At 64.6% G+C, this 26,643-nt stretch carries 28 protein-coding genes; 15 read left to right on the forward strand and 13 right to left on the reverse strand.

The features are described 5' to 3' along the window. Positions 1-26: 26 nt before the first annotated feature. Positions 27-116, reverse strand: a complete 90-nt coding sequence (locus tag AC0L3U_RS28260) for a K(+)-transporting ATPase subunit F (protein WP_007595755.1) — start codon at positions 114-116, stop codon at positions 27-29. 11 nt (positions 117-127) lie between these two features. Continuing rightward, positions 128-295, reverse strand: a complete 168-nt coding sequence (locus AC0L3U_RS28265) for a hypothetical protein (RefSeq protein ID WP_473294052.1) — start codon at positions 293-295, stop codon at positions 128-130. Between the two features lie 340 nt (positions 296-635). Here AC0L3U_RS28265 and AC0L3U_RS28270 point away from each other — a divergent pair, with 340 nt between their 5' ends. From AC0L3U_RS28270 to AC0L3U_RS28310, 9 genes are all read left to right on the forward strand, one after another. After that, positions 636-1,106, forward strand: a complete 471-nt coding sequence (locus AC0L3U_RS28270) for a hypothetical protein (RefSeq protein WP_473364022.1) — start codon at positions 636-638, stop codon at positions 1,104-1,106. Positions 1,107-1,144: 38 nt separating this feature from the next. After that, the gene (locus AC0L3U_RS28275) at positions 1,145-1,405 is read left to right on the forward strand and encodes a hypothetical protein (RefSeq protein WP_473364080.1); all 261 of its coding nucleotides are present in this window, start codon (positions 1,145-1,147) and stop codon (positions 1,403-1,405) included. Between the two features lie 132 nt (positions 1,406-1,537). Beyond that, positions 1,538-1,792, forward strand: a complete 255-nt coding sequence (locus tag AC0L3U_RS28280) for a hypothetical protein (RefSeq protein WP_473364023.1) — start codon at positions 1,538-1,540, stop codon at positions 1,790-1,792. A gap of 24 nt (positions 1,793-1,816) precedes the next feature. Beyond that, on the forward strand, positions 1,817-2,797 hold the full coding sequence (gene dapA / locus AC0L3U_RS28285) for a 4-hydroxy-tetrahydrodipicolinate synthase (protein ID WP_473364024.1): 981 nt from the start codon (positions 1,817-1,819) through the stop codon (positions 2,795-2,797). Positions 2,798-2,909: 112 nt separating this feature from the next. Then, positions 2,910-3,101, forward strand: coding sequence for a hypothetical protein (locus tag AC0L3U_RS28290; protein ID WP_473263599.1), 192 nt, complete (start codon positions 2,910-2,912; stop codon positions 3,099-3,101). Between the two features lie 17 nt (positions 3,102-3,118). After that, positions 3,119-3,505, forward strand: coding sequence for a hypothetical protein (locus AC0L3U_RS28295; RefSeq protein ID WP_473294068.1), 387 nt, complete (start codon positions 3,119-3,121; stop codon positions 3,503-3,505). 90 nt (positions 3,506-3,595) lie between these two features. Beyond that, a complete protein-coding gene (locus AC0L3U_RS28300) occupies positions 3,596-3,724 on the forward strand; it encodes a hypothetical protein (protein ID WP_256374891.1) in 129 nt (42 codons plus the stop codon). A gap of 159 nt (positions 3,725-3,883) precedes the next feature. Then, complete coding sequence (gene upp, locus AC0L3U_RS28305; protein WP_473364025.1) at positions 3,884-4,519, forward strand: uracil phosphoribosyltransferase; 636 nt, start codon at positions 3,884-3,886, stop codon at positions 4,517-4,519. 33 nt (positions 4,520-4,552) lie between these two features. Further along, on the forward strand, positions 4,553-6,139 hold the full coding sequence (locus AC0L3U_RS28310; protein ID WP_473364026.1) for an AMP-binding protein: 1,587 nt from the start codon (positions 4,553-4,555) through the stop codon (positions 6,137-6,139). A gap of 55 nt (positions 6,140-6,194) precedes the next feature. Here the strand turns inward: AC0L3U_RS28310 and AC0L3U_RS28315 are convergent, their stop codons facing one another. Further along, entirely contained in the window at positions 6,195-7,361 is a 1,167-nt protein-coding gene (locus AC0L3U_RS28315) for an acyl-CoA dehydrogenase family protein (RefSeq protein WP_007613843.1), read from the reverse strand. Between the two features lie 228 nt (positions 7,362-7,589). Here AC0L3U_RS28315 and AC0L3U_RS28320 point away from each other — a divergent pair, with 228 nt between their 5' ends. Beyond that, positions 7,590-8,042 carry a MaoC family dehydratase gene (locus AC0L3U_RS28320; protein WP_007613845.1) on the forward strand — a complete coding sequence of 151 codons (453 nt, stop codon included), beginning with the start codon at positions 7,590-7,592 and terminating at the stop codon, positions 8,040-8,042. Continuing rightward, entirely contained in the window at positions 8,042-8,893 is an 852-nt protein-coding gene (locus AC0L3U_RS28325) for an HpcH/HpaI aldolase/citrate lyase family protein (RefSeq protein ID WP_473364027.1), read from the forward strand. The genes AC0L3U_RS28320 and AC0L3U_RS28325 overlap by 1 nt, the downstream gene beginning before the upstream one ends. Before the next feature lie 269 nt (positions 8,894-9,162). Here the strand turns inward: AC0L3U_RS28325 and AC0L3U_RS28330 are convergent, their stop codons facing one another. Continuing rightward, a complete protein-coding gene (locus AC0L3U_RS28330; protein ID WP_473364028.1) occupies positions 9,163-9,960 on the reverse strand; it encodes a fumarylacetoacetate hydrolase family protein in 798 nt (265 codons plus the stop codon). Between the two features lie 201 nt (positions 9,961-10,161). Between AC0L3U_RS28330 and AC0L3U_RS28335 the strand changes: the two genes are divergently transcribed. Next, positions 10,162-11,061, forward strand: coding sequence for a LysR substrate-binding domain-containing protein (locus AC0L3U_RS28335; protein WP_473364029.1), 900 nt, complete (start codon positions 10,162-10,164; stop codon positions 11,059-11,061). Between the two features lie 173 nt (positions 11,062-11,234). Here the strand turns inward: AC0L3U_RS28335 and AC0L3U_RS28340 are convergent, their stop codons facing one another. The 9 genes from AC0L3U_RS28340 to AC0L3U_RS28380 all read right to left on the reverse strand — a co-directional run bounded on the left by AC0L3U_RS28340 (position 11,235) and on the right by AC0L3U_RS28380 (position 22,379). Further along, positions 11,235-12,728: an amidase gene (locus AC0L3U_RS28340; RefSeq protein WP_473364030.1), complete on the reverse strand. Its 1,494-nt coding sequence runs from the start codon at positions 12,726-12,728 to the stop codon at positions 11,235-11,237. Between the two features lie 16 nt (positions 12,729-12,744). After that, positions 12,745-13,542 carry an FAD binding domain-containing protein gene (locus AC0L3U_RS28345; RefSeq protein WP_473364031.1) on the reverse strand — a complete coding sequence of 266 codons (798 nt, stop codon included), beginning with the start codon at positions 13,540-13,542 and terminating at the stop codon, positions 12,745-12,747. Positions 13,543-13,553: 11 nt separating this feature from the next. Continuing rightward, positions 13,554-15,941 carry a xanthine dehydrogenase family protein molybdopterin-binding subunit gene (locus AC0L3U_RS28350; RefSeq protein ID WP_473364032.1) on the reverse strand — a complete coding sequence of 796 codons (2,388 nt, stop codon included), beginning with the start codon at positions 15,939-15,941 and terminating at the stop codon, positions 13,554-13,556. A 2-nt stretch (positions 15,942-15,943) separates the two neighbouring features. After that, positions 15,944-16,432: a (2Fe-2S)-binding protein gene (locus AC0L3U_RS28355; protein WP_473364081.1), complete on the reverse strand. Its 489-nt coding sequence runs from the start codon at positions 16,430-16,432 to the stop codon at positions 15,944-15,946. A 24-nt stretch (positions 16,433-16,456) separates the two neighbouring features. After that, complete coding sequence (locus AC0L3U_RS28360; protein ID WP_473364033.1) at positions 16,457-17,563, reverse strand: ABC transporter ATP-binding protein; 1,107 nt, start codon at positions 17,561-17,563, stop codon at positions 16,457-16,459. A gap of 8 nt (positions 17,564-17,571) precedes the next feature. Continuing rightward, positions 17,572-18,507 carry an ABC transporter permease gene (locus tag AC0L3U_RS28365; protein WP_473364034.1) on the reverse strand — a complete coding sequence of 312 codons (936 nt, stop codon included), beginning with the start codon at positions 18,505-18,507 and terminating at the stop codon, positions 17,572-17,574. Then, positions 18,504-19,409, reverse strand: a complete 906-nt coding sequence (locus AC0L3U_RS28370) for an ABC transporter permease (RefSeq protein WP_473364035.1) — start codon at positions 19,407-19,409, stop codon at positions 18,504-18,506. The genes AC0L3U_RS28365 and AC0L3U_RS28370 overlap by 4 nt, the downstream gene beginning before the upstream one ends. Positions 19,410-19,464: 55 nt before the next feature. Further along, positions 19,465-20,814 carry an ABC transporter substrate-binding protein gene (locus tag AC0L3U_RS28375; RefSeq protein WP_219681221.1) on the reverse strand — a complete coding sequence of 450 codons (1,350 nt, stop codon included), beginning with the start codon at positions 20,812-20,814 and terminating at the stop codon, positions 19,465-19,467. A gap of 263 nt (positions 20,815-21,077) precedes the next feature. Beyond that, the gene (locus AC0L3U_RS28380; protein WP_473364036.1) at positions 21,078-22,379 is read right to left on the reverse strand and encodes an MFS transporter; all 1,302 of its coding nucleotides are present in this window, start codon (positions 22,377-22,379) and stop codon (positions 21,078-21,080) included. A gap of 365 nt (positions 22,380-22,744) precedes the next feature. On the opposite strand from AC0L3U_RS28380, the gene AC0L3U_RS28385 reads away from it, so the two are divergent. From AC0L3U_RS28385 to AC0L3U_RS28395, 3 genes are read left to right on the forward strand one after another with little or no spacing between them, the layout of a single operon-like run. Further along, the gene (locus tag AC0L3U_RS28385) at positions 22,745-23,959 is read left to right on the forward strand and encodes an ABC transporter substrate-binding protein (RefSeq protein ID WP_473364037.1); all 1,215 of its coding nucleotides are present in this window, start codon (positions 22,745-22,747) and stop codon (positions 23,957-23,959) included. Positions 23,960-23,966: 7 nt separating this feature from the next. Next, positions 23,967-25,700, forward strand: a complete 1,734-nt coding sequence (locus AC0L3U_RS28390) for an FAD-dependent oxidoreductase (protein WP_473364038.1) — start codon at positions 23,967-23,969, stop codon at positions 25,698-25,700. Positions 25,701-25,723: 23 nt separating this feature from the next. Continuing rightward, positions 25,724-26,518, forward strand: a complete 795-nt coding sequence (locus AC0L3U_RS28395) for an IclR family transcriptional regulator (protein WP_473364039.1) — start codon at positions 25,724-25,726, stop codon at positions 26,516-26,518. Positions 26,519-26,643: the final 125 nt, after the last annotated feature.

Here is a 26,643-nt window from a genome sequence, read left to right on the forward strand (position 1 = left end):
CAGCAGTTTGAGAAGCAGGAGCACGGTCAGAATCGCTCGGGCCGCAGCAGCGCGTAAGTGAGGTAGAACAGGAGGCCGAGCGAGACGACGCCGGCGAGCGAATAATCGAAGATCATGGTCCGCTCCCTCAGAGCCGTTCGCAGGCGTAGGTGTAGCCGATCGCAAGGGCGAAGAAGCCGAAGCCCAGCGCCAGCATCAGAATGTCCATCATGGAGATACTCCTCGTTGCGCCCTTGGCTTCGGTGCAACATTTCTCGGGAGACCTGGTGAGTGAGTGGGAGGAAGCGCAGTCCATTTCCACAACGCCAACCAGGACTTTTGACCGTGCTGAAGTGCCACCACGGGCATAGGTTTTCGAGACGAGGGCCATGGTGAAGTTATAGGAATCTCATAAAAGGCCGGGGCTGACGGCGTGGTCGGACAACGCTCGCGAGGCACATCACATCGTCGTCCCGGCCTAGTGCGCAATTGCGCACGGGGCCGGGACGACGGCGGAGAATGGCGTGCCACCGCCCCATCCCACACTTATGAAATCCCTATATCTGCCGCCCCTTCCCCATCTCGTTTTCAAATGCCGCTTTGGCCATCTTGGAGACGCCGGCCGACTGACCGACGCCACCTCCAGGAGGCCTGACATGACCACCGCCGCTCTCCGACATTACGATCCCCCGTCACTTGGCGACCGCTTGCGCAATGCGCAGGTGATGACGCAACCGTTGATGCTCGAGATCATCGACAAGGCCTGCCGGCGCTTCCCTTCACTCGGCCGAAGCGAGCGCACGGCACGTGTCATGCGCCTGATCGATGCCGAGGCCTGGGCCGATGCGGCGCTGGCATTGATCGAGCTCGAGCTGCCGATGTGGCAGGTCCGCCGCCTCGCCTATGACGAGGGCGAATGGCACTGCGCGCTCTCGCGGGAGCGCGAATTACCGGACTGGCTGGACGCCGCGATCGAAGGATGCCATAGCGACCTCGCGGTCGCCCTGCTGTCGGCGTTCGTCGAGGTCCAGGCACTCGCCGCGGAAGCGTCGCGGCCGAGCGTTCCCTCCGTTCGTCATGCACTGGATCCGCTTTACGAACCGCTCGCCTGCGACAATTTCGGCTAGCGGCCTGACGGATTCACGCCGTGTCGCAAGCCCCCGACATGTCGCACACGCTGAGCCCGGCGCGCGTGATCGCACGCTTCGCCGTTCGCGTTGTGCTGCTCGTTGTCTTTGCCGCATTCGGCAGCGTCGGTTTTGGCCGAAGCCTCGCCGTCCTGCTCTGGATGTCGATCATCCTATGCGCGCTCGCCGGCCTCGTCAGGCGCGAACCGCTGTTCAGCCCTGCCCTCAATCATTGGGACGAAGCTGTCGCCTTCGGCGCATTGTTCGCGCTGGTCCACATCGCCAATGATGTGGCCTGAGCGACCGCCTTTATGACCTTCCTATGAGATCGCCGCGCAGGCGCCCTCGAAATCATATTCGCAAGACAGGATATTGAGCGCGCAGGCAGGGACATGCCTCCCGCGCCGGCGTTGTTCAGAAGGAATACATCCGTGAAACTCGTCGAACCTCCCTCGTGCAGCGCGCCTTCCACCATCGTCTTCATTGGCAGGAACAGTCGCGGCCAGTGGATCGCGCAGGAGCAGGATGGCCTCTACGGCGGCCTGTTCGTCAGCCGCGCCCAGGCCGTCAAATATGCGCTGTTCGAGAACGGACAGCATCCGGAAACCGTCGTCGAGCTGCCGCGCGAGATCGAGCTCGACATGGGCAAGAACCCTAACACCATCGTCTCGCAGGGCGCCGCCTGAGCCGGCGCTTTTCCGCGGGAAGCCATGTTCATTCCTCCCTCTGCCTGGTTCACCGGCTTCATTCCGGATCTGCCGACGCCGTTCGACGCGGCTGACGCCATCGATCTCAAGGCGTTCGCAGCGCTCTGCGAGCGCCAAGTCGCGGCGGGCGTCCCCGCCATCGTGGTCTGCGAGACCGCCGGCGAGGCACCAACGCTCTCGCCGGCCGAGCAGGAGCTCGTGATTCGCACCGCGGTCGATGTCGCTCGCGGCCGCGTGCGGATCATCGCCGGCGCGCTGTCGAATTCGACCGGCCATGCCATCGAACTTGCCCGCCGCGCCGAGGCCGCCGGCGCCGATGCCATGATGGCTGTGGTGCCGGCCTACAACAAGCCGATGCAGGACGGGATGCTCGCGCACTTCCGCGCCATTGCCGGTGCGACCGGTTTGTCCTTGATCCTGCACGACATTCCCTCCCGTACGCTGCGCCCACTCGCCGACGAGACGCTTCTGCGCCTCGTCGAATCCCGTCAGTTCGTGGGCCTGCGCGACGCAAGCGGTGACATCACCCGCCCGATGCGCCTCGCCCGGCTGCTGCCATCAGGCTTTCGCCTGCTCTCCGGCGACGACGTCACCGCCTTAGGCTATATCGCAAGCGGCGGCGACGGCGCGATCTCGGAGGTCGCCAACATCGCGCCGGGTCTGTGCCGAACGATCTTTTCCCAGGTCAGGCAAGGCCGCCTGCAATCCGCCCGCTACCTGCACAAGCGCCTGATCCCGCTCATCGCCTGCCTCGCCAAGGACAGCCCGGCGGCGCTCAAGAGCGCACTGAGCGTGCTGGGTCTGATGTCGCCGGCCACAAGGCTGCCGATCGTGCCGCTGGACGCGGCCGCGCAGCGGGAGGTGGTACGCGCCTTCGCGGCGCTCGCCGACGAGGAGCTGACCGACAGCGTCGGGGGCCTGACGCCTCGCGTAGCGTTGCGGATATCGCATGCAGCCAAGGTGCGACCGCCGGCGTCTTTATGACATTCCTATGCGGCGGCCCCGGCAGTCATCTCGCAATCTTACGCTGCGGTGGTCATCATGAGAGGCAGATTGGAGCGGCCGTCTCGCCGCTCCACTGACAAGGACTTTCAAGATGTCGATGCTGACACATAGCCTTGACCGGCCCTTCGGTGAGGCCGATCGCCCGTCGGGGATCTCGACCGCGCGCAAAGCCCAGCTCAAGCGCCTCGTCCTCGGCGCGCTCACGCTGCTCTCGATGGGTAGCGTACTCACTGCGCTGATCGCACTGAGGACCGCAATCTATGTCTGGCACATGCACGTCTGACCGGCATGGAGACCATCATGACCTTGCAGATGTGTGAAGAGGCCGCCATGGCCGCAATTAGCCTTCAGACTTCCCGTCGCGGAGCTCACATCAAACAGGCGGCAACGCTCAGGCCGCTCGATCCGGATGTCGTCAGCACCGCCATTCCCGCCTTCTTCATTGGGCGCAACAGCGCCGGCCTCTGGGTCGCGCGCGAAGCGAATGAACGTGTCGGCGGTCTGTTCCTGTTCAAGAGCTCGGCGGTGGATTTTGCCAACCGTCAGAGCGCACCGGCGCACTGCGCCCTGGTGTTCCCCACCGACACCTTCGAACTCGACGTCGAGAACCGCGGCAATTTCCTGATCGTGCTGGCGCAGCGAGCCAGGCAGATTCTTGCGCGCGTGGCGGCAAGGCTGTGGCCGTGATCGAGCTCAAGATCGCCATCCTGGTCGCATTGCTGGGTGCGTTGCTGCTCGGCACGCGCATCGGCGCTGCGCCTGCCCCGGACAGGTAACGTGCAGCTCCTCAAGGGAAATCTCGAGCACGCGGTCACCACGACGATCCTGACCATGACGCTGAGTCTGGTCTGGGGCGCGATCCTAACGATCGTGATCACGCTCGTCGCGCGCGGGCTCGGGGTCTAGGATTTCCGCGCGGCGATCGACCGCCAATTGACCATGGCTGCCTACGAGGCAAGCAGCCGGGCGCACAGCGCGGTCGCGATACCCGCCTGAGGCCACGTATCCCGCGGAAAATACCCGGCCGATCTGGCGCAATTTCACGGAACCGTGTAGATCGGTTTCATGAGCATTAGCAACGTCAACGTGGTCGCCCATCCCCTGGTTCAGCACAAGCTCTCCCTGATGCGGGAGAAGGACCGCTCGACCAAGAGCTTTCGCGAGATCCTGAACGAGATCGGGATGCTGCTCGGCTACGAGGTGACGCGCGACCTGCCGCTGGAGCTGGTCGATATCGAGACGCCGATTTCGCCAATGCGGGCGCCCAAGATCGCCGGCAAGAAGCTCACGCTGGCGCCGATCCTGCGCGCCGGCGTCGGCTTCCTCGATGGCATGCTGGCGCTGATGCCGTCGGCGCGCATCGCCCATATCGGGCTCTACCGCGATCCTGATACGTTGCAGGCGGTGGAGTATTACTTCAAGGCGCCGCAGGACCTGTCGGACCGCACCGTGATCCTGATGGACCCTATGCTGGCGACCGGCAACTCGGCCTGCGCCGGCGCCTCGCTGCTGAAGGCGCGCGGCGCCCGCGACATCCGCTTCGTCTGCCTTCTGGCGGCACCTGAAGGCATCGCGCAGTTCCAGAGCGAGCATCCCGACGTGCCGGTCTGGACCGCCGCGATCGACGAGCGGCTCAACGACCACGGCTATATCGTGCCGGGGCTGGGCGACGCCGGCGACCGGATGTTCGGCACCAAGTAGACAGGTTCGCGCGGTCGGGTTAGTCCGGTTGCCATGAGCGCCAACGAATTTTCGCTGCAATCACTGATCCGGACCGAAGCCGCCGCCGATCCCGCCTTCGTGTTCGATGGCACGCCGGTCTCGCGCGCTGAATTCTCGGAAAAGGTCGAACAGACCGCCGCCTGGCTTGCCGCGCACGGTGTCGGCAAGGGCGACGTCGTCGCGGTCTGGCTGGTCAACCGGATCGAATGGATCACGCTGCTGTTCGCCGCCGGGCGGCTCGGGGCAATCGTCGCCGCCGTCAATACGCGCTACCGCAGCGCGGAGGTCGCGCATCTCCTGAAGCTGTCCGGCGCCCGTCTGATGGTGATCGAAGCCGCGTTTCGCTCGATCGACTTTGCCGCTATTCTCGCCGACGTCGCCAAGGACGAGGTGCCTGCGCTGCGAGAGATTGCGGTGGTCGGCGCGGATGAGATTCCCGCCCAATGGCCATGCGTGCGCTTCGACGCCTTCGACAAGCGCTATCCGCCTGCCCCGCCGGCTCAGGATGATTTCGATCTGCCGGTTCTGCTCTACACGACGTCAGGCACGACCAAAGGACCGAAGCTTGTCGCGCATTCGCAGCGGACGCTGGCCACGCACGCTGCCTCCGTCGCCGAGGCTCTAAAACTCTCGCCGCAACGCCATGCGCTGCTGGCCATGCTGCCGTTCTGCGGCACCTTCGGCATGACGAGCCTGCTCGGCTTCATCGCAGCGGGCGCGACCGTCCATGTGCTCGACGCCTTCGAGGCGGCGCCGGCGCTGAAGCTTCTCCGCGAGTGCGGGATCACGCATGCCTTTGGCTCGGACGAGATGTTCCGCCGCATCCTTGGCCTCACCGACGCGCCGCGTCCGTTTCCGCGTCTCGAAGTCTGCGGCTTTGCCGCGTTCCAGCCCGGCTGGCGCGAGCTTGCCGCGGAGGCCGAGGCGCGCGGCATGCGGTTGCACGGCCTCTATGGTTCGAGCGAGGTGCAGGCGCTGTTCTCGATCGCACGCTCGAGTGACGCCTTCACCGATCGCATCGACGGCGGCGGCTGGCCGATGTCGCCAGAGGCCAAGGTCCGCGTGCGCGACACCGAGACCGGCGAACTCGCGGCTCGCGGCGTCTCCGGCGAGATCGAGATCCATGCGCCGTCACGCTTCCTCGGCTACTACAACAATCCCGATGCGACGCGCGACGCGATCACCGCGGACGGCTTCTTCCGCACCGGCGATATCGGCCGGCTGCGCGGCGACGGCTCCTTCGTCTACGAAACCCGCGCGGGCGACGCCATGCGGCTCGGCGGCTTCCTTGTCGCGCCCGGCGAGATCGAGGACGAGCTCAAATCGTGCGCTGGCGTGGCCGACGCCCAGGTCGTCGCGGTCGATCTGAAGGGAAACGCACGCTGCGTTGCCTTCGTGATTGCCACCCAGGACCCCCATCACGAGCCGCCGCGGCAGGATGCGTTGACCGCGCGCCTGCGCGAGCGGCTCGCCGGCTACAAGGTCCCGGCGCGGATCTATGTCGTGGAGGCCTTCCCCGTCACCGACAGCGCCAACGGCGTCAAGATCCAGCGCGCCCGACTTCGGGCCATGGCGATGGAGCGGATCGCCGCGGAATAAGCACGGCCACTGGGATAGCGCGCGAACTCGTCCCGGCCAAAAGGTCGCGCATTACCTAGTATGACTTGGCCAGCCCAAGCACCTTTTCCGCAATGAAGCTGAGCGCAAGCTGCGGGCTGACCGGCGCGATGCGCGGGATCAGAACTTCGCGCAAGTAACGCTCGACGTGGAACTCCTTGGCATAGCCGAAGCCGCCATGGGTCATCACCGCCTGCTCGCAGGCATGATATCCGGCCTCACCCGCGATGTATTTCGCGGCATTGGCGGCGCCGCCGCAAGGCATGCCCTTGTCGTATTGCCAGGCCGCCGACATCACCATCAACCAGGCCGCCTCGAGCTCGACCCAGTTGACGGCCAGCGGATGCTGAATGCCCTGGTTCTTGCCGATCGGCCGGTTGAACACCACGCGGGTCTTGGCGTATTCGGTCGCGCGCGACAACGCGAGCTTGCCGAGGCCGACGGCTTCCGCTGCGATCAGGATGCGCTCCGGGTTCATGCCTTCGAGAATGTACTGGAAGCCTTTGCCTTCTTCGCCGATGCGATCCTCCATCGGGATTTCAAAGTCCTCGAAGAACAGCTCGTTGGAATCGACGACCTTGCGGCCCATCTTCTCGATCTCGTGGACCTTGATTCTGTTGCGATCGAAGTCCGTATAGAACAGGCTCAGCCCATGCGTCGGCGAGCGCACGTCCTCCAGCGGCGTGGTGCGCGCCAGCAGCAGGATCTTGTGCGCGACCTGCGCGGTCGAGATCCACACCTTCTGGCCGTTGACGATGTAGCGGTCGTTCTTGGCCACCGCGCGGGTCTTGAGCTGGGTGGTGTTGAGGCCCGTGTTGGGCTCGGTGACGGCAAAGCACGCCTTCTCGCGGCCCTCGACCATCGGTGGCAGCATGCGCTTGCGCTGTTCCTCGGTGCCGAACACGACCACGGGATTGAGGCCGAACACGTTGATGTGCACCGCGGATGCGCCGGACATGCCGGCGCCGGATTCCGCGATGGCGCGCATCATGATCGCGGCCTCGGTGATGCCGAGGCCGGAGCCGCCATATTCCTCCGGCACGCAGATGCCGAGCCAGCCGGCGTCCGCCATGGCCTTGTGAAAGTCGTGCGGGAAGCCGCCGTCGTGATCCTTCTTCAGCCAATAAGCGTCGGGAAAGTCTTCGCAAACCTTTGCGACGGCGTCGCGAATGGCTTCCTGCTGAGCGGTGAGCGCGAAATCCATGTTCCTGATCTCCTTCTTGGGAGAAGCGACCGCGCAATCTCCCCTCGTCGCGTTCCCCACGCGAAGGCCGTGGCGGATTGTTGCGCCCGAACGTGCCTTTGCTTGCGTTCTTTAACTTGAAAAACAGGGTACAGATACGTGAATTTCCCTATCAACTGTGTGTAGCATGCATAGGGTCATGCGGCGCGAGGATGCGGGCGCGCCGTTATTTCGCAGGAGGAAACCGCGATGGCCGGACTTTATTTCGAAGACTTTTCCGTGGGCCAGGAGTTCAGGCATCCCCTGACGCGGACCGTCACGGAGATGGACAACACCATGTTCAGCCTGCTGACGCTCAATCCGCAGCCGCTGCACATCGACGCGCATTTTGCGGCCCAGACCGAGTTCGGCCAGCGCATTTTCAACAGCCTTTACACCCTCGGCATCATGATCGGCATGACGGTCTATGATACGACCATGGGCACCACCGTTGCCAATCTCGGCATGACCGACGTCACTTTTCCGAAACCGGTCTTCCATGGCGACACGCTGCGGGCGACGACCAAGGTGCTTTCGTTGCGGGAATCCAAATCGCGCCCCAAGGCGGGCATCGTCGAGTTTGAGCACCACGCTCTCAACCAGAACGACGAGATCGTCGGAAAATGCCGCCGCATGGCGATGATGCACAAGAGGCCGGTCTGATGCGTTCGATGCTATTCGTGCCGGGCGACTCCCCGCGCAAATTCGAGAAGGCCAGCGAAGGCAAGGCCGACGCGCTGATCATCGATCTCGAAGATTCCGTCGTCACCGACAAGAAGCCGGAGGCGCGCGGGTTGACGTTGGCGATGCTCAAGGGCCGCAACAAACCCCATCAGCTCTATGTCCGCGTCAACGCGCTCGACACCGGCATGACGCTCGCCGACCTTGCCGCGGTGATTCCAGGCAAGCCCGACGGCATCGTGCTGCCGAAATCGCAGGGTGGCGACGACGTGCGACAGGTCGCGACCTGGCTGGAAGCTTTGGAGGCTGCGGCTGGCATCGCGATCGGCGCAACGCGCATCGTCTGCGTCGCGACCGAAACCGCAGCATCGATCTTCGGGCTCGGCAGCTACAAGGGCTGCTCCCCTCGCCTCGCGGGCCTGATGTGGGGCGCGGAGGATCTCTCGGCCTCGCTCGGCGCGACCGAAAAGGCGTCAGGCGGCGTGTTCCACAGCCCTTATCGGCTGGCGCGCGATCTCTGCCTGATGGCCGCCGCCGCGGCCGAGGTCGCGCCGATCGACACCGTCTATACCGACATCGACAATCTGGCGGGGCTCGAACAGGAAACGCGCGCGGCGCGGCGCGACGGTTTTTCGGCGAAAGCGCTGATCCATCCCAAGCACGTCGACGTGGTCAACGCGGCGTTCGAGCCGACCGAGGCCGAGCGCAATTGGGCGGAGAAGGTGATCGCGGCGTTCGCGAGCAATCCGAACTCCGGCACGCTGCGCCTCGACGGCCAGATGATCGACAAGCCGCATCTTCGCGCCGCGAAGAAGATCCTCGGCCAGAGCTAGATCAGGACGCAAGCCTCACCATGATTGTGCGCCAAGCCGTCAATGTTCTGGAGATCATGGAGTGCTCCCCGCAAAGCTCCAAGACGACTGCGCCCGAGCTATAGCCCTACCGGCAGTGCGCTCCCTCGCCCCGTTCTTACGGGGAGAGGGTTGGGGTGAGGGGCTGCCTCCACGATCACGGTAGCAGTTGAACTCGCGGAGAGTCCCCCTCACCCGGAATTTGCTCGCGCAAATTCCGGCCTCTCCCCGCACGCGGGGAGAGGCGAAGATCAGACGATCTTGATCGACATGTCCGGCAAGCCGTCGAGCTTGCACAAGAGCACGTCGCCCTTCACGACCGGGCCGACATTCTCGGGCGTGCCGGAATAGATGATGTCACCGGCCTTCAGCTCGAACGCTTCCGACAGTTTTGCGATCTGCTCGGCCACGCTCCAGATCATCTTGCTGAGATCCGAGCTCTGCTTCACCGTCCCGTTGATCGCCAGCGAGATGGCGCCTTTGTCGAAATGGCCGGTCTTGCTGGCCGGGTGGATCGGGCCGATCACCGCGGCGTGGTCAAAGCTCTTGCCGATCTCCCACGGCTTCTTCTCCGCGGCCATCCCGTTCTGGAGATCGCGCCGGGTCATGTCGAGGCCAAGGGCGTAACCATAGACGTGGTCGAGCGCCTTCTCTGCCGGGATGTTGCTGCCGCCGGATTTCAACGCGGCGACCAGCTCGACCTCGTGGTGATAGTTCTTGGTCAGCGACGGATAGGGATGGTCGGCGACCTCGCCCACAGCGACGTTCTGGATTGCGTCGGTCGGCTTCTGGAAGAAGAACGGCGGCTCGCGGTTCGGGTCCGATCCGCGCTCGATCGCATGCGCCGCATAATTGCGTCCGATGCAGTAGATGCGGCGGACCTGGAACACCTGGATTTCTCCGACGATCGGGATGGTGACCATCGGCACCGGAAAGATCGGCTTCGGCGCGGGCTGCGCCGCAGCCGGCGCAACTTCCGCGATTGAGGCAGCACTTGCGGCCGCGGCAATTGCGAGCAGCTCTCGTCGCGTTGCGGATGTCTCTTTCATGTTTTGTGCTCCCTTTTTATGTTCGTTGGGCGCATCATGCGCGCCGAGCCGCCTGATAATCAATATTCAGTATGCCAGCAATGCTGGACCGGCACGTCCTCCGATCGACGAGAACAGGCCGCCCGCAGCCGCGCCTTCCAAACCGGCTCCCTTTAGCCCTAGCATGGAACTTGCATAAATTCTGGGCGACATGGACGCCGCATGAACCTCATCAGCCTCGATATCCGCATGCTCCGGTCGCTGATCTCCGTGGTCGAGACCGGCAGCATCACCGAGACCGCGCGGCGGCTAGGCCGCACCCAGCCGGCGATCACCCTGCAATTGCAGCGGCTGGAGGAGCTGACCGGCAAGCAATTGTTCGAGCATGTCGGGCGCCGGCTGACGCTGAGCGAGGACGGCACCACGGTTCTCACCTACGCCAAATCCATCCTGCGGTTGCATGACGAATTGATTTCGCAACTGGCGTCACAGGAGATCGAGGGTCAGGTCGTGCTCGGCACGCCCGATCTCTATGCGGCCTTCATGCTGCCGCAGATCCTCAGCGTGTTCCGAAAATCCTTCCCCCGCGTCCAGGTCGAGCTCAATTGCGCGCTCTCGACGCCGCTGGTGGGCCTCGTCAAGCGCGGCGATGTCGATATCGCGCTCGTCACCCGCATGAACGATTTTACGGGCGGCCAGGTGGTACGGCGCGAGCAGCTGGTCTGGATGACCGGCGAGCAGTCCGCCGCGCACCAGGAACGACCCATTCCGCTGGCGCTGCTGCCGCCCGGCAACATCTATCGCGACTACGCGATCGACACGCTGGAACGCGCGAATTTGCGCTGGCGTATCGCTTGCGTCAGCGAAAGCGTCGGCGGCCTCCAGGCAGCGGCCTTCGCCGGCATGGCCGTGACCGTACTCGGCCGCAGCGCCTTGGTGCCGGCGATGCGCGAGATCGGCCCGAACGAGGGCCTGCCGCCGCTGCCGAAGATCGAGCTGCTGCTCTACAAGTCGAGCGGCGCGACCTCGAAGGCGGCGACCGCCTTGCACGACTATCTCGCGCACTATCTGCGCCTCGATGAAGAGCTCAGCGGCCGCGGCGACCCGATCGAGCTGTCTTAGCTGGGGCCTGTTCCCGCTGCGATGGTGCGCTCCCTCACCCCGTTCTTACGGGGAGAGGGTTGGGGTGAGGGGCTGCTTCCGCACATTCGGTGAGAGCTGCCCTCGCGGAAACTCCCCCTCACCCGGATTGCATCTCCGATGGAATCCGACCTCTCCCCGCAAGCGGGGCGAGGTTAAGGCGCCGCTTTCGCGCGCGCGGGACTTTCGCGGAGCGCCAGTGACGGCCAGAAGTTTGCCCAGGGCTGCGCCGCCTCGAACGCGGCGGCGATGCGGAAGATCGTGGGCTCGTCGAGCCAGGGAGCGACGATCTGCAAGCCGATCGGCATTCCATCGCGATCGAAGCCGCAGGGCAGCGTCGCCGCCGGAAGGCCGGCGAGGTTGATCGGCCAGGTGAAGGGCGACCAGCCGAGATGCGGATCGACCTTGCCGCCGTCGATCGTGTCGACGCCGATGCGGCCGGCCTCGAACGCGGTCACCGCGACGGTCGGCGTCACCAGCGCATCGACGCGCTCGAAAAGCTTCAGGAAGCCGCTGCGAGCCTGGCCGCGGCGATACCCAGCTTCGATATAGTCCGTGCCACTGTAGCGCCGACCGGCACTGATGACGTCAAGATAATCTGCTTCGGAGCTGGCGAGATCGGCCGTCGTCCTGCTCGCGACAGCGGCCGCCTGTTCGGTAAAGGCAATCGGCTTCAGCGTATGCTCGAGGATGCCGGGATCGAGACCCGGACCATCCATGGTGACCTGCGCGCCGCAGGCATCGAGAATGGCCAACGCCTTGCCGAACGCCGCGCGCACATCAGCGCTGACGGCGGCGTAGCCGAGATCGACGCTGGCGCCGATACGAATACCGCTCAACGGCGCGACCTTCGCATCGAACCGCCGCGCCGGCACCGGCAGGCTCGCGGGATCGCGCAGATCGTAGCCGGCGATGATCTCCAGCGTCAACGCGGCATCCGCGACCGTGCGCGTGATCGGCCCGGTATGCGCGAGCGAGCCCCAGGACGGTGGCGAGAAGCCGGGCGAACGCGGCACCAGGCCAAAGGTCGGCTTCAGGCCGAACACCCCGCAAAAAGACGAGGGCACGCGGATCGAGCCGACGCCATCGGTTCCGATCGCGATCGGACCGCAGCCGGCGGCAACGCCCGCCGCCGCGCCGCCGCTCGATCCGCCACTGGTGCGACCGGGATTCCAGGGATTGCGCGTGGTGCCGGTGACCGGGCTGTCCGCCGTCAACTTGTAACCGGACTCGCAGGTCGTGGTCTTGCAGGTGACGATTGCACCCGCCTCCTTCAGCGCCGAGACAACCGCCGCGTCGAAATCGGGCACGAATGCCTTGTTCATCGGCGAACCGCCATAGGCCGGCACGCCTGCGACAAAGACCAGGTCCTTGATCGTGACGGGGACACCGGCGAGCGCTCCCTTGGCCTCGCCGGCGCGTATCTCCCTGGTGAGACGATCGGCCTCCGCCCTCGCCTGCTCGTACATCGGCGTCACCACTGCGTTACAGGCCTCGTTCGTCGTCTCCAGCGCGGCAATGGTGTCGTCGACGACATCGCGCGGAGTGAACGCCTTGCGCCGGTAGCCGGCCAGGATCTCGGTTGCGGAAAGCGAGCCAAGGCCAGTCGGCGCCGGCGGGAAGGCCGTTCGGCCGGAACCATCAGTCATCATCAACCCTAAAGTGCTAGCTGAGCGCCGCGTCGACGGCGCGCTTGGCCATGACCGTGACGAGATGCGCACGGTAATCGGCTTCGGCATGGATGTCGGAAGTGAGACCGTCGGTGTCGATCCTGATTGCCGCGATCGCGGACGGATCGAAATTTCGCGACAGTGCTTCTTCCATCGGGGGAACGCGGAATACGCCGGAGCCTGCTCCCGTCACGGCCACGCGAACGCCATCAGCGAATTTCGCGACGAACACGCCGACCAGCGCATAGCGCGACGCCGGCGCCTTGAACTTGGCGTAGCCCGCCCTAGGCGGCACCGGAAAGCGGATCGCCGTGATGATCTCGCCAGGTTCGAGCGCGGTCTCGAACAGGCCGCGGAAGAACCCGTCGGCCGCGATCTCGCGCGTGCTGGTGACGACGGTCGCGCCCAATCCGAGCACACCTGCCGGATAATCGGCCGCCGGATCGTTGTTCGCGACGGAGCCACCGATGGTGCCGCGGATGCGGACGGCTGGATCGCCGATCATCGAGGCCAGCGCGGCGAGACCGGGGATCTTCGCCTGCACCAGCTTCGAGGCGGCCACCACCGCGTGTGGCGTCATCGCACCGATGGTGATGGTGGAGCCGTCGTCGCTGATGCCCTTCAGATGTCCGAGCTTCGACAGGTCGACCAGGGCAGGCGGACTGGCGAGCCGCTGCTTCAGCGTCGGGATCAGCGTCATGCCGCCGGCGACGAGCTTGCTGTCCTCGATCGAGGTCAGCAGTTTGGCAGCGTCAGGAATCCGGTCCGGTTGGTGATAGGCAAACGGCTTCATTGTCATCCTCCCTATTCCGCAGCGACCGGCAGCGATGCATTTTGCAGCAGGCGCCAGATCCGGTTCGGCGTCGCCGGCATGTCGACATGGGTGACGCCGAGATGCGACAGCGCATCGACTACCGCGTTGATGACCGCGGCCGGCGAACCGATGGTGCCGACCTCGCCGCAGCCCTTCACGCCCATCGGCGTATGCGTACACAGCGTCGAATGGGTCGCAATGTTCATCATCGGCATGTGGTCGGCGCGCGGCATGCAGTAGTCCATCAGCGAGCCCGACAGCAGCTGGCCCGAGCCCTCGTCATAGACCGCGTTCTCGTACAGCGCCTGGCCGACGCCCTGCACGATGCCGCCATGCAACTGGCCCTCGACGATCATCGGGTTGATGACCGTGCCGACGTCGTCCACCGCAGTGTAATTGACCAGCGTCACTGTGCCGGTTTCCGGGTCGATCTCGACCTCGGCAATGTGGCAGCCGCCGGGATAGGTGAAGTTGACGGGATCATAATAAGCCTGCTCCTCGAGCCCCGGCTCCAGCACTTCGAGCGGATAGTCGTGCGGCACGTAGGCGGCGCCCGCGATCTCCTCGAACGTCTTCATGCGGTCGGTGCCTGCGACCGAGAATTTTCCGGCCTCGAACTGGATATCCACTTCGGCCGCCTCAAGCAGATGCGCCGCGATCTTCTTGCCTTTCGCGACCACCTTGTCCGTCGCCTTCGACAGCGCCGCGCCGCCGACCACCAGCGAACGCGAGCCATAGGTGCCCATCCCAAACTGCACGCGGTCGGTATCGCCGAACACGATGTCGACATTATCAAACGCGACGCCGAGCTTTTCCGAGACGATCTGCGCGAACGTCGTCTCATGGCCCTGGCCATGATTGTGGGTGCCGATCATGACCGTGACCTGGCCGGTCGGATGCACCCGCACCGTGGCGCTTTCATAGAGCCCGCCGCGCGCGCCCAATCGTCCCGCAAAACGCGACGGCGCGAGGCCGCAGGCCTCGACATAGGTCGAGTAGCCGAGCCCGCGGAATTTGCCCCTGCGCGCCGACTCCGCCTTGCGGATACCGAAGTTCTTGACGTCGGCCGCGACAAGAGCGCCGTCGAGACACCCCATCGGATCGCCGGAATCATACTGCACCAGCACCGGCGTCTGATACGGATAGGCCTCCTTCGGGATCATGTTGCGTCGGCGTATCTCGACGCGGTCGATGCCCATCTCGCTGGCTGCGACATCGACGATGCGCTCCAGCACGAAGGTCGCCTCGGGTCGCCCCGCACCGCGATAGGCGTCGACCGGAACGGTGTTAGTGAACACCACCTTCACGTTACAGTAGATTGCCGGCGTGGTGTAGACGCCGCCGAGCAGCGGTCCGTAGAGATTGGTCGGGATGTTCGGTCCGAAGGTCGAGAGATAGCCGCCCATATTGGCGAGCGTATTGACGCGGAAGGCCAGAAACTTTCCGGTCTCGTCCAGTGCGAGCTCGGCCTCTGTGACGTGATCGCGGCCGTGCCGATCGGAGACATAACCCTCCGACCGGCTCGCAACCCATTTGATCGGCCGCATCACGCGCTTGGCGGCCCAGGTGATCACGGCCTCCTCGCCGTAGTGGAACTGCTTGACGCCGAAGCCGCCGCCGACATCGGGCGCGACCACGCGCAGCTTGTGCTGCGGGATGTTCAGCACCAGCGCGCCCATCAGGAAGCGCACGACATGCGGGAACTGGCTGGTGGTCCACAGCGTGAAGCGATCCGTGCCGGGCTCATATTCCGCGATCGCCGCGCGCGGCTCCATCGGGTTGCCGATCAGCCTGTTGTTGACGAGGCTGAGCTTTGCGACATGCGCCGCTTTCCGGAACGCGGTCTCGACCGCCGCCTTGTCGCCGAGCTCCCAGTCGCAACAGATGTTGTTCGGCACGTCCTCGAACAGTTGTGGCGCGCCGGGCCGCACGGCTTCGAGCACGCCGACCACCGAGGGCAGCACCTCGTACTCGACCGTCAGCAGCTCGGCTGCCGCGCTGGCCTGTGCCGGCGTCTCCGCGACGACGAAGGCCACCATGTCGCCGACGAAGCGCACCTTGCCCTGTGCCAGCATCGGAAACGGCGGCTCCTTCATCGGCACGCCCTTGGCATCCGTGATACCCCAGCCGCAGGGTAGCGAGCCCAGCTTGTCCGCGGTGGCATCTTCGCCGGTCAGGACCGCGATGACGCCGGGCGATGCGAGCGCCGCACTCTTGTCGATGCCGCGCAGGATCGCGTGTCCGTGCGGCGAGCGCACGAACACACCGGCCGTCATGCCGGGACGCTTGATATCGGAGACGTAATTGCCGCGGCCGGTGAGGAAGCGCTGGTCCTCTTTCCGTTTAGGTGAAGCGCCGATCCCGATCACATTGCCCATGGTCACTCTCCCCTGGCGGCGTTCATGGCGGCAGCGCCTGCCATCACCGAGACGACGATGTTCTGATAGCCTGTGCAGCGGCAGATGTTGCCTTCAAGGCCGTGGCGGACGTCGGCTTCCGTGAGCTCCGGCTTCTCGGTCGCGAGCGCCACCGCCGTCATCAGCATGCCGGGCGTGCAAAAGCCGCATTGCAGACCGTGATGCTCGCGAAACGCCTCCTGCATCGGATGCAGCCGGTTCGAACCCGGCGCACCTTGCAGGCCCTCGATGGTGAGCAGCGTCGCACCGTCGAGCGCAGGCGCCAGCAGCGTGCAGCTCTTCACCGGCAGGCCGTCGAGATGCACCACGCAGGCGCCGCATTGGCTGGTGTCGCAGCCGATATGGGTGCCGGTGAGGTTGAGCCGCTCGCGCAGCAGCTCGGCGACGAGCGTCGCCGGCTCGACATCGACAGTGGTTGGCCGTCCGTTGAGTGTGAAGGATATCTGCACGATCATACTCCTGTGCGCGACGGATCTTTAGGCGAGTGGAAGCGCGCTGCCGGTGGCCCATGTGGCCATCACGACGTCGCCGACGGTGAACGGATCCGCGAAGAAGGTCTTTTCCGGCACATAGGCGACGAACGCGTCGTCCGGCACGGTGTCGAGCATGACCTTGACGAAATAGCCCTGGTATTCGATCGCGAGCACGCGGCTCGGCAGCGAATTGGAGCAGCCCGGCGGCAGCTCCCTGCCCGGTCGGACCAGCGCGACATCGTCGCGGCGCACGGCGATATCGATCTTGTCCCCGACGCTGACCGTGGACCGCGCTTGGAGCGGGACCTCGATGCCATCAGGCGCGGCCTGCGCGAGCGTAAAGGTCGAACCGTTGACTTTCTCGACACGCCCCGACAGCACGTTCTGCCCGCCCATGAACTCGGCGACGTAACGATCGTGCGGATGGGCATAGACGTCGCGGGCCGCGCCCGCCTGCTTAATCCTGCCCTGCTCCATCACCACTACCAGATCGGCGAGCGCGATCGCCTCGAGCTGGGTGTGGGTGACGTGGATAAAGGTAATGCCGAGCTCCTGCTGCATCCGCCTGAGCTCCTGGCGCATCTGCACGCGGAGCTGCTCGTCGAGGGCGGAGAGCGGCTCATCGAGCAGCAGCACCCTCGGCTCGGTGATCGCCGCGCGCGCCAGCGCCACGCGCTGCTGCTGGCCACCGGAGAGCTGCGCCGGCAGGCGGTCGGCGAACTGCGTCAGACGCACCTTCTCGATCATGGCATCCGCAGCGCGCAGGCGATCAGCCTTGGACTGGCCGCGGACGCGCAATGCGAAGGCGATATTCTCGCGCACGGTCAGGTGCGGGAACAGCGCGTAGGACTGAAACATCATCGCGGTGCGCCGCTGCACCGGCGCGAGCCCGACGACGTTCTGGCCGCCGATCACGATCTCACCGGCGGTCGGGTCCTCGTGGCCGGCGATCATGCGCAGAATCGTGGTCTTGCCGCAGCCGGACGGGCCGATGAAGCAGCAATAAGCGCCATCGGCGATCTTGAGGTTGACGCCGTCGACCACATTGCTGACGCCGTCAAAGCTCTTGCAGACGCCCGCCAGTTCGATATCGCCGCGATCGCTCTTCATTTCCCAGCTCAACCCTTTGTGCTGCTGCCGCGTTTCTTCTGGATCAGCACGATGCTGCCCAGGCTCGCGCCGATGACGATGAAGGACACGATCGTCGTCACCGTGCCGAGCGCGTAAAGCGAGGGCGAGGTGACGTTCAGCGTCATGCTCCAGATCTCCAGCGGCAGCGTGTTGAGCGAGCCCGCGGTCTGGAGGCTGCGGGCGAACTCGTCGTAGGAGAGCGTGAAGCCGAACAGCGCGACCGCGACCAGGCCGGGCGCCAGCACCGGGATCATCACCAGCCGGATCGACTGCCAGCGGCTGGCGCCGAGGTCGTAGGCCGCCTCCTCCCAGACGTGGTTGAAGCGCGACATCACCGCGAACATCACGAGCACGCCGAACGGCAGCGTCCAGGACAATTGCGCGCCGAGCGCCGAGGTGTACCAGCTCGCATTGAGCCCGAGCGCCTGGAACAACAGACCGGTGCCGAGGCCGAGCACGAGACCCGGAGCGACCAGGCTGCCGATCATCATGTAAAACACGACGGTGTCGCCGCGAAAGCGCTTGCGAAAACCGAGCCCGGCGAGGAACGAGACTACCACCGTGATGGCAGTGACGATGACGGCGAGCTTGATCGAACGATCGAACGAGCCCTTGACGTCGCCGGTCCGCACCTGGGTGAAGAGATCGACGAACCAGTGCAGCGAAGTGCCCTTCATCGGGAACACGAGGCCGCCACGAATGTCCTGGAACGACAGGACGTAGATGCAGAACATCGGGCCGTACAGGGCGATCACATAGAACCCGAATAGCGTCGCCAGAACATAGAACGTCCACGGCCGGCCGCCCTTGCTCGGTGCAATCGCCTTGGTCGTCGCCGGCGCGACCGTCTTTGACATGTCAGTCTTGGAAATGTCAGTCTTGGAAATGTCAGTCTTGGGCATGTCGGCGAGAACCGCGCTCATCGCGTGATCTCCTGCCTGATGTCGACGGTGCGCAGGATCAGCGAAACGATCGCGACCAGCACCAGCGTCAGCAGCACCGCGCTCGCCGCCGCGGTCGGATATTGCAGCACGCCGACGTCCTCGTAGAAGGCGCTGACCACCGAAGCCGAGCCGCCGCCGGACATCACCTTGACGACGAAGAAATCGCCCATAACGATCGAGACGACGAAGATGGTGCCGAGCGCGATGCCGCTCTTGGACATCGGCACCACGATCAGGCGCATGATGTCGAAACGGCTGGCGCCTGCATCGATCGCGGCCTCGATCAGCTTCTTGTCGATCCGTGCCATGGAATTGAAGATCGGCACGATCATGAAAATGGTGAGCTGGTGGACATAGGCGATGACGACCGCCAGGTCCGAGAACAACAGCACTTCCAGTGGCTGGCGGATCACGCCCATTGCCAGCAGCGCCTGGTTGATCAGGCCTTCCTTGCCGAGCAGCGGAATCCAGGAAATCATCCGGATGATGTTCGAGGTCCAGAACGGTACCGTGCAAAGCAGGAACAGGCCAATCGCCAGCAGCTGGTTGCGGACGTGGAAAACCAGGAAGTATGCGACGAAGAAGCCGATGATCAGCGTAAATATCCAGGTCAGCACCGTGAACTTGATCGTCGCCAGATACAGTTTCAGCGTCAGCGCCGAATGCAGCACCTCGACATAGCTTGCGAGCGTGAAGCCCGGCGTCAGCCCGCCGAAGCCGTCGGTGGCGAAGAAGCTCGCGGCCAGCACGACCAGGATCGGCGCAACGAAGAACGGCACGAGCACCAGTACAAGCGGCGACACGTAGAGCCAGCCAGCGAGATTTGCGCGTGATAGGGTTTGACTGGTCTGCATGTCGGCAAACGCCTCGAACTCGGTCATTTGGCACCGGCGCATTGCCGCGCCGGCGCTTCGTTCACGTCAGGTGAAGCAGGTTTCAGGCCACCTTGAAGTCGTTCCAGCGCTTGTTCATGTAGGCGGCTTCGTCCATCAGGGTGTTCCAGCACGAGATGTTCTTGACGCGGTCGAGGAACGAGCCGCCGTCACGCTTGGTGCCGCTCTTCTCCATCGGCACGCCATAGGGGTCGTTGACCACCTCGGGCGCGGGCTGGCCCTCGTACCAGAACGCCCATTCGGCCGGCGTGAGGAATTTCTTCGCGGTCGAAGGCACCGGGCTGTAGTAACCGTAGCGCGCGACGAAGCCGCCCTGCCATCCCGACAGATACCAGTTGAGATATTCGTAGGCGGCATCCAGCTTCTTGCCGGAGAGATGCTTCATCAGGCCCATGCCGTTGCACCAGCCGCGATAGCCTTCCTTGCCGTTCTTGATGTTGACCGGCGCGTAGACGCAGGGGATTTCTTTTACGCGCACCGCGGCAACCGCCGGCGACCACATCGACTGGATCACCACTTCGCCCGCCGCCATCAGCTGCACCGACTGGTCGAAGGTGGTCCAGGTCGCGCGGAACTGGCCCTGCTTCTTGAGCTCGATCAGCTTGTTGCAGGTGAAGTCGATCTCCTCCTTGGTCATGTTGCCCTTGTTGCCGTACTTGATCAGCCCGGCGCTTTCGAAGCAGAGCGCGGCGTCCATGATGCCGATCGCGGGCACGTCGAGGATCGCGGCCTTGCCCTTGAATTTCGGATCGATCAGATCCTTCCATTCGGTGACTTCATGGCCGACGAGATCGGGGCGGTAGCCGATGGAGTCGGCGTTGTAGACCTGCGGCAGGAAGGTCGCCCATTCGGTCACACCGTCGTTCAGATCGGTCGAATCCGGCTTGGCGATATACATGGCCTCGTAGGGCGAGATGCCCTGGCGCGGGATCTTGTGACCGTCGATCTCGCCCTTGGTGAAGATCGGCAGGATGTTGTCGAACTCCTTGACCTTCTTGACCTCGATGCCCTGGATCACGCCGCGCTTGGCGGCGAGCTTGGCCTGCCAGCCCTCGAGATCGGCGATGTCGACCGTATTAGGCTGGCTTATGAAGCGGTTGATGGCGGCGGAGGTGTCGAGGTTCTGCATCGTCACCTTGAAGCCGAGATCCTTGGCCGCCTGGTCGCCGATCGCCTTCACCACCGAATAGGACACGCCGACATGGCGCAGCTCGATGTCCTTGATCTCCTGCGCCCAGATCGTCGGGAATCCGCGGATCGCGTCCGATCCTGCGGCCGCGCCGGCCACGGCCGCTGCGCCCTTCAACAGCGTGCGCCGGCTCAGCTTTTTCGCAGGCTTGTCGCTCGTCCCCACCGGATTGGCAGTGGATGTCCCCTTGTCCCTGTCAAGCATGGCAACCCTCGTTGGCTACGATGAACGCTGCGCACCGGTCGCCATTGACCGGCTGCGGATGTGATCAATTGCGAGGGAGGCTATGGGCGGGATGTTGTGAAGTAAAATTGGAAGTAAAAATTCGCCGCATAAACGCGGCTAATGGTTCGCCCCGCTGCACCGGCTTTTGGCAACGCGCATAAGAAGGCGTCACGACTTGCATACAAAGCGATAGCTTCGAACGTGCAGGTCCGCTGGCGCGGCAGACGTGATGAAAGCGGTCCTCAGGACCTGAGCTGGTCCCGCGCCGTCTCCGGCGCCAGCAGGGTCGCGATGATCGTGATCATCGACAGCGCGACGATGTAGACCGAGACGGCCCAATAAGAACCGGCCCATGCCAGCAGTGCCGTCGCAATCAGCGGCGAGAAGCCGCCGCTCAGCGCCGCCGCAACGTTGGCTCCCAGCGATGCGCCGCTGTAGCGCACCTGCGTGCGGAACAGCTCCGGCATGAAGGCGGCCTTCGGCCCGAACAGCAACGCATGCGTCAGTGTCATCGTGACGACGAGCGCGAGCGTGATCAGCGCCGGGTCCCTGGTGTCGAGGAACCAGAACAACGGAAACGCCAGCGCCACCGAGAACACGCCACCGGCGAGATACAGCGCTTTGCGGCCGAAGATGTCGGACAGCCAGCCTGCGAGGGGCAGCGTCGCGAGCTCGACGAGCGCGGCATAGACCACCGCGTTCAGGATCACCTGCCGCGGCAGACCGAGCTGCGTCGTGGCGTAGACCACGGTGAAAACAGTGAGGAGATAAGCGAGCCCGACTTCGGACACCGTGATGCCGATCGCGAGCAGGAAGCTGCGCCAGTCGCGGCGCAGCACTTCCAGCGCCGGCTGCGCCAGAACCTCCTTGCGCTCGAGCACCTCCTTGAAGTGCGGCGTCTCCGCAAGTTTCAGCCGCACGATGAAGCCGACACCGACGAGCAGGATGCTGATCAGAAACGGCACGCGCCAGCCCCAGCTCAGGAAGTCCGCCTCGGGCAGCTGCGTCATCAGACCAAAAATGCCGGTGGACGCGGCAACGCCGACGGGGAAGCCGATCTGCACCAGGCTGCCGTAGAAGCCGCGGCGGTTACCGGCGTGCTCGGCCACCATGACCACCGCCCCGCTCCACTCGCCACCGAGCCCGATGCCCTGGACGAAGCGCAAAATGACGAGAAAGATCGGCGCCCAGACGCCGATCTGACTGTAGGTCGGCAGGCAGCCGATCAGGAACGTGCCCAGTCCCATCGCGATCATGGTGGCGACTAGCATCTTCTTGCGGCCGAGCCGGTCGCCATAATGCCCGATGATCGCACCGCCGATCGGCCGCGCGACGAAGCCGACGGCATAGGTCGAGAACGCCGCCAGCGTGCCGACGAAGGGATCGAAGCTCGGGAAGAACAGCTTGTTCAGAACCAGCGCCGCCGCCGTGCCGTAGATCAGGAAGTCATACCACTCGATCGCGGTGCCGAGCGCGGCTGCCCACACCACCTGCGCCGTCGTCGATTTCTCGCTCGCCGTGGAGATCCCCGATGCTGCCGTCATTACCATCCGCCCCAAAATTCCAGAGGGCATCTTGGCCAATCGCGATGCCGGTTGCAACCTACGGGCGTGTGGGCTTCCCAGGATTCGGATGCGGGATTTACGCGCCGCTGCTTCAACACCCGTCATTGCGAGGAGCACTTGCGACGAAGCAATCCAGAGTGCCCCCGCGGAAGGATTCTGGATTGCTTCGCTCCGCTCGCAATGACGGATATGCGAGCCGTTGTGCGATGGCGGCAGCGCCGTCCGCGGGGAAGCGGAACCGAGCCACACCCGTTATTCGCCATTGACAAACTTATTCATCATTATCTAACTTGCCGTCACAATAACCAGCCGCGCCAAGCGGCCATAAACGAGAGGGAACGACGATGAGAGGGCTTTTGGCCTGCGCCATGCTCGCGGCCATGACTTCGGCTGCCATGACCACCGTTGCGAACGCGCAAATCTCCGACGACGCCGTGCGGATCGGCGTGCTGACGGATCTGTCGAGCTGGGGCCGCGACAACAGCGGGCCAGGCTCCGTGGAGGCCGCGAAAATGGCGGTAGAGGAGTTCGGGCCCACCGTGCTCGGCAAGCCGATCGAGATCATCAGCGCCGACCACCAGATGAAGACCGACGTCGGCGTGCAGATCGTGCGCGGCTGGTTCGACAACGGCAAGGTCGATGCCGTCGTCGACATCCCCAATTCCGGCATCGCGATCGCCGTCCACAACATGGTGCGCGAGCGCAACAAGATTGCGCTGCTCTCCGGCCCCGGCGCGAGTTCGCTGACCGACGAGCTTTGCAGCCCGAACACGGTCCACTTCACCTACGATACCTACGCGCTGTCGAAGGTGACGGCCTCCGCCGTGATCAAGGAAGGCGGCAAATCCTGGTACTTCATCACCGCCGACTACGCCTTCGGCCAGCAGCTCGAGAAGGATGCCACCCGCTTCATCAACGAGATGGGCGGCAAGGTCCTCGGCGGCGTGAAGCACCCGACCAACACGGCCGATTTCTCCTCCTTTGCACTCCAGGCGCAAAGCTCGAAATCGGACGTGGTCGCCTTCGCCAATGCCGGCCAGGACACCGACAATGCGATCAAGCAGTCCGGCGAGTTCGGCCTGGTCCAGGGCGGCCAGAAGCTGGTCGGCCTCCTGATGTTCGACACCGACGTGCACGCGATCGGCCTCAAATCCGCGCAGGGCACCTACATGACCACGGCGTCCTATTGGAACATGGACGAGGCGACCCGCGCCTGGTCGCGGAAATTCTACGAGCGCACCAAGGTGATGCCGACCATGATCCAGACCGGCGTTTACGGCTCGGTGCTGCATTATCTCAAGGCCATCAAGGCCGCCGGCACCGATGATCCCGCCAAGGCGATGGCCAAGATGCGCGAGCTGCCAATCGAGGATACATTCGTTCATGGCGGACGTCTGCGCGAGGACGGCCGCGTCATTCGCGACATGTATCTCGCCAAGGTGAAAACACCCGAGCAGTCTAGGGAACCGTGGGATTATTTGGAGATCATCAAGACGGTGAAGGGCGAGGACGCCTTCCGCCCGGTCTCCGAATCCAAATGTCCGCTGCTCAAGAAGTGAGGCCTGCATGACCGGCAACGAGCGCAGCGCAATTGAGACTTACGAGTGCGATGTGCTCGTGGCCGGATCGGGCTGTTCCGGCATGTCGGCCGCGATCACCGCGCGCTATCGCGGTCTCGACGTCCTGATCGTCGAGAAGGAGCCACGCTTCGGAGGTACCACCGCCCGCTCCGGCGGCTGGTTATGGATTCCCGGTACCTCGCTGGCCAAGGCTTACGGCATCGCGGAGACGCCCGAGCAGGCGCGGACTTACCTGCGCCATGAAGCCGGCAACAATTTTGACGCCGCACGCGTCGATGCGTTCCTGAGCGCCGGCCCCGAGGCGGTCGATTTTTTCACCAGCAAGACGGCGCTCCGTTTCGACATGCCGCTGGTTTTCCCGGATTATCACGCCGAGGCGCCCGGCGGCACCCAGGGTGGTCGTTCGATGGTGGCGCGCCCGTTCGACGGCCGCGAGCTCGGCGACCAGATCAAGACCCTCGGCATGCCCCTGCCCGAGCTGACCGTATTCGGGATGATGCTCGGATCCGGCAAGGACATCGTCCATTTCATGCGCGCGACGAAGTCGCTGAATTCGGCGGTCTATGTCGCAAAGCGCCTGTCGCGGCATCTGATGGACGTGCTGCGCTATGGCCGCGGCATGACGCTGACCAACGGCAATGCGCTCGCCGGGCGACTGGCAAAATCCGCGCAGGATCTGAAGATTCCAATGTGGCTGTCCGCCCCGGTGCGCGAGCTGACGGTCGAGAACGGCACTGTCACCGGCGCCATCGTCGCCCGCGAGGGACGCGACGTCCGCATTCGTGCCAGACTAGGCGTCGTGCTCGCCTGCGGCGGTTTCCCGCATGATGTCGAACGGCGCAAAAAGATGTTCCCACACGCGCCGACTGGGAACGAGCATTTTTCGCCGGGACCGACCGGCAACACCGGCGACGGCCTGCGGCTTGCGGAAAGCGCCGGCGGACAGGTCGAGGACCGGCTTCCGAACGCGGCAGCCTGGGTCCCGGTTTCGGTCACCAAGCGCAAGGACGGCTCAAACGGTGTGATGCCGCATTTCATCGACCGCGCCAAACCCGGCGTGATCGCGGTGATGCGTGACGGCAAGCGCTTTGCCAACGAGGGCAATTCCTATCACGACTTTGTCCAGGCCATGGTGAAGGCTGCGAAGCCCGGCGAGGAGATCGCGGCCTACCTCATCTGCGACCACCCGACCCTGCGCAAATACGGCCTCGGCTGCGTGCCGCCATTCCCGATGCCGCTGGGTCATCACCTCAAGACCGGCTATCTCATGCGCGGCGAGACGCTGGAGGCGCTCGCGGCAAAGGCGGGCATCGACAGCATGGCGTTCGTCGAGACCGTCAAGCAGTTCAATGCGACCGCACCACAGGGACATGATGCCGCCTTCGGCAAGGGCTCGAAGGCCTATAACCGCTACCAGGGCGATGCGCTGCACGGCCCGAACCCCTGCGTCGCGCCGATCGAGAACGGGCCGTTCTACGCCATCAAGATGGTGGTCGGCGATCTCGGCACCTATGCCGGCATCGTCACCGACGAGAACGCGCGGGCGCTGGATGCGGAAGGACGGGTCATTCCCGGGCTCTATGCCGCCGGCAACGACATGGCGAGCATCATGGGCGGCAATTATCCCGGCGCCGGCATCACGCTTGGGCCGGCGTTGACCTTCGGCTACATTGCCGGCCGTCATCTCGCCGACAGCGCCGCCAAGCGCAACGCGGCGTAAGCGAGCCGCACGCCAGGAGCCGTATGAAAAGAGAGAGCCGCGGCATCCAGTCGATCGAGGTTGGCGGAGAATTGCTCCGCGCGCTTGCCAGATGCGGCGAGCCCATGATGCTGCGCGATCTCGCGCGCGAGGCCGGCATGACGCCAGCCAAGGCGCATCCCTATCTCGCCAGCTTCTCCCGCATCGGCCTGATCGAGCAGGACGAGACCAGCGGCCGCTACGAGATCGGCGCACTGGCGCTGGAGCTCGGCCTGATCAGCCTGCGCCGCCTCTCCGGCGTACGTATCGCATTACCGAAGATCGCGGTCCTCGCAAGTCAGATCGGGCACGCGGTCTCGCTCGCGGTCTGGGGCACGCACGGCCCGACCGTGGTGCAGCTGGAAGAACCCGCCCAGCCCGTTCACATCGTGATGCGGGCCGGCTCGGTGATGGCGCTGCTGGAGACGGCCACGGGTCGGGCCTTTGCGGCCTTCCTGCCGGAGAAAACGATCAATGCCGCGCTCGAAAGCGGCCTCGATCGTCACGGCGTCGGCTATAATCCGAAGCGCGCCGCGAAAGGCGCGAAGCTCACTGAGATGCTCACGGAGGTCCGCAAGCACGGCCTCGCCCGCGCGCTCGGCGACCCCCTGCCCGGCGTCAACGCATTCTCAGCGCCGGTGTTCGACCATTCCGGCCATGTCGCGCTGGTGATCACCGCGATGGGGCCGGAAGGCACGTTCGACGCCCGGTGGGACAGCCCGATTGCACACGCGCTACGCGACTGCGCGGGCGGCATTTCGAAACGGCTTGGTCACGGGATGACGGCCGCGGCGGAATAGCCGCATACAACCACCGCTGTCATGCCCCGCGAAGGCGGGGCATCCAGTACGCCGCGGCCCATCGGCCCTGTCGCTGCTATCTCGGAGTACTGGATCGCCCGGTCAAGCCGGGCGATGACAGCGAG

This window comes from Bradyrhizobium sp. Kon69 (genome assembly GCF_055807515.1).

Excerpts from the sequence above, each read along its gene's own strand:
- AC0L3U_RS28315 (WP_007613843.1), bottom strand. The coding sequence starts at position 7,361 with ATGGATTTCGCGCTCACCGCTCAGCAGGAAGCCATTCGCGACGCCGTC.
- AC0L3U_RS28270 (WP_473364022.1), top strand. The coding sequence starts at position 636 with ATGACCACCGCCGCTCTCCGACATTACGATCCCCCGTCACTTGGCGAC.
- AC0L3U_RS28290 (WP_473263599.1), top strand. The coding sequence starts at position 2,910 with ATGTCGATGCTGACACATAGCCTTGACCGGCCCTTCGGTGAGGCCGAT.
- AC0L3U_RS28260 (WP_007595755.1), bottom strand. The coding sequence starts at position 116 with ATGATCTTCGATTATTCGCTCGCCGGCGTCGTCTCGCTCGGCCTCCTG.
- AC0L3U_RS28345 (WP_473364031.1), bottom strand. The coding sequence starts at position 13,542 with ATGAAGCCGTTTGCCTATCACCAACCGGACCGGATTCCTGACGCTGCC.
- AC0L3U_RS28340 (WP_473364030.1), bottom strand. The coding sequence starts at position 12,728 with ATGACTGATGGTTCCGGCCGAACGGCCTTCCCGCCGGCGCCGACTGGC.
- AC0L3U_RS28375 (WP_219681221.1), bottom strand. The coding sequence starts at position 20,814 with ATGCTTGACAGGGACAAGGGGACATCCACTGCCAATCCGGTGGGGACG.
- AC0L3U_RS28275 (WP_473364080.1), top strand. The coding sequence starts at position 1,145 with ATGTCGCACACGCTGAGCCCGGCGCGCGTGATCGCACGCTTCGCCGTT.
- AC0L3U_RS28335 (WP_473364029.1), top strand. The coding sequence starts at position 10,162 with ATGAACCTCATCAGCCTCGATATCCGCATGCTCCGGTCGCTGATCTCC.
- AC0L3U_RS28265 (WP_473294052.1), bottom strand. The coding sequence starts at position 295 with ATGGACTGCGCTTCCTCCCACTCACTCACCAGGTCTCCCGAGAAATGT.
- AC0L3U_RS28380 (WP_473364036.1), bottom strand. The coding sequence starts at position 22,379 with ATGACGGCAGCATCGGGGATCTCCACGGCGAGCGAGAAATCGACGACG.
- AC0L3U_RS28325 (WP_473364027.1), top strand. The coding sequence starts at position 8,042 with ATGCGTTCGATGCTATTCGTGCCGGGCGACTCCCCGCGCAAATTCGAG.
- AC0L3U_RS28365 (WP_473364034.1), bottom strand. The coding sequence starts at position 18,507 with ATGAGCGCGGTTCTCGCCGACATGCCCAAGACTGACATTTCCAAGACT.
- AC0L3U_RS28320 (WP_007613845.1), top strand. The coding sequence starts at position 7,590 with ATGGCCGGACTTTATTTCGAAGACTTTTCCGTGGGCCAGGAGTTCAGG.
- AC0L3U_RS28295 (WP_473294068.1), top strand. The coding sequence starts at position 3,119 with ATGACCTTGCAGATGTGTGAAGAGGCCGCCATGGCCGCAATTAGCCTT.
- AC0L3U_RS28390 (WP_473364038.1), top strand. The coding sequence starts at position 23,967 with ATGACCGGCAACGAGCGCAGCGCAATTGAGACTTACGAGTGCGATGTG.
- upp (WP_473364025.1), top strand. The coding sequence starts at position 3,884 with ATGAGCATTAGCAACGTCAACGTGGTCGCCCATCCCCTGGTTCAGCAC.
- AC0L3U_RS28385 (WP_473364037.1), top strand. The coding sequence starts at position 22,745 with ATGAGAGGGCTTTTGGCCTGCGCCATGCTCGCGGCCATGACTTCGGCT.
- AC0L3U_RS28360 (WP_473364033.1), bottom strand. The coding sequence starts at position 17,563 with ATGAAGAGCGATCGCGGCGATATCGAACTGGCGGGCGTCTGCAAGAGC.
- dapA (WP_473364024.1), top strand. The coding sequence starts at position 1,817 with ATGTTCATTCCTCCCTCTGCCTGGTTCACCGGCTTCATTCCGGATCTG.
- AC0L3U_RS28370 (WP_473364035.1), bottom strand. The coding sequence starts at position 19,409 with ATGACCGAGTTCGAGGCGTTTGCCGACATGCAGACCAGTCAAACCCTA.
- AC0L3U_RS28310 (WP_473364026.1), top strand. The coding sequence starts at position 4,553 with ATGAGCGCCAACGAATTTTCGCTGCAATCACTGATCCGGACCGAAGCC.
- AC0L3U_RS28350 (WP_473364032.1), bottom strand. The coding sequence starts at position 15,941 with ATGGGCAATGTGATCGGGATCGGCGCTTCACCTAAACGGAAAGAGGAC.
- AC0L3U_RS28330 (WP_473364028.1), bottom strand. The coding sequence starts at position 9,960 with ATGAAAGAGACATCCGCAACGCGACGAGAGCTGCTCGCAATTGCCGCG.
- AC0L3U_RS28395 (WP_473364039.1), top strand. The coding sequence starts at position 25,724 with ATGAAAAGAGAGAGCCGCGGCATCCAGTCGATCGAGGTTGGCGGAGAA.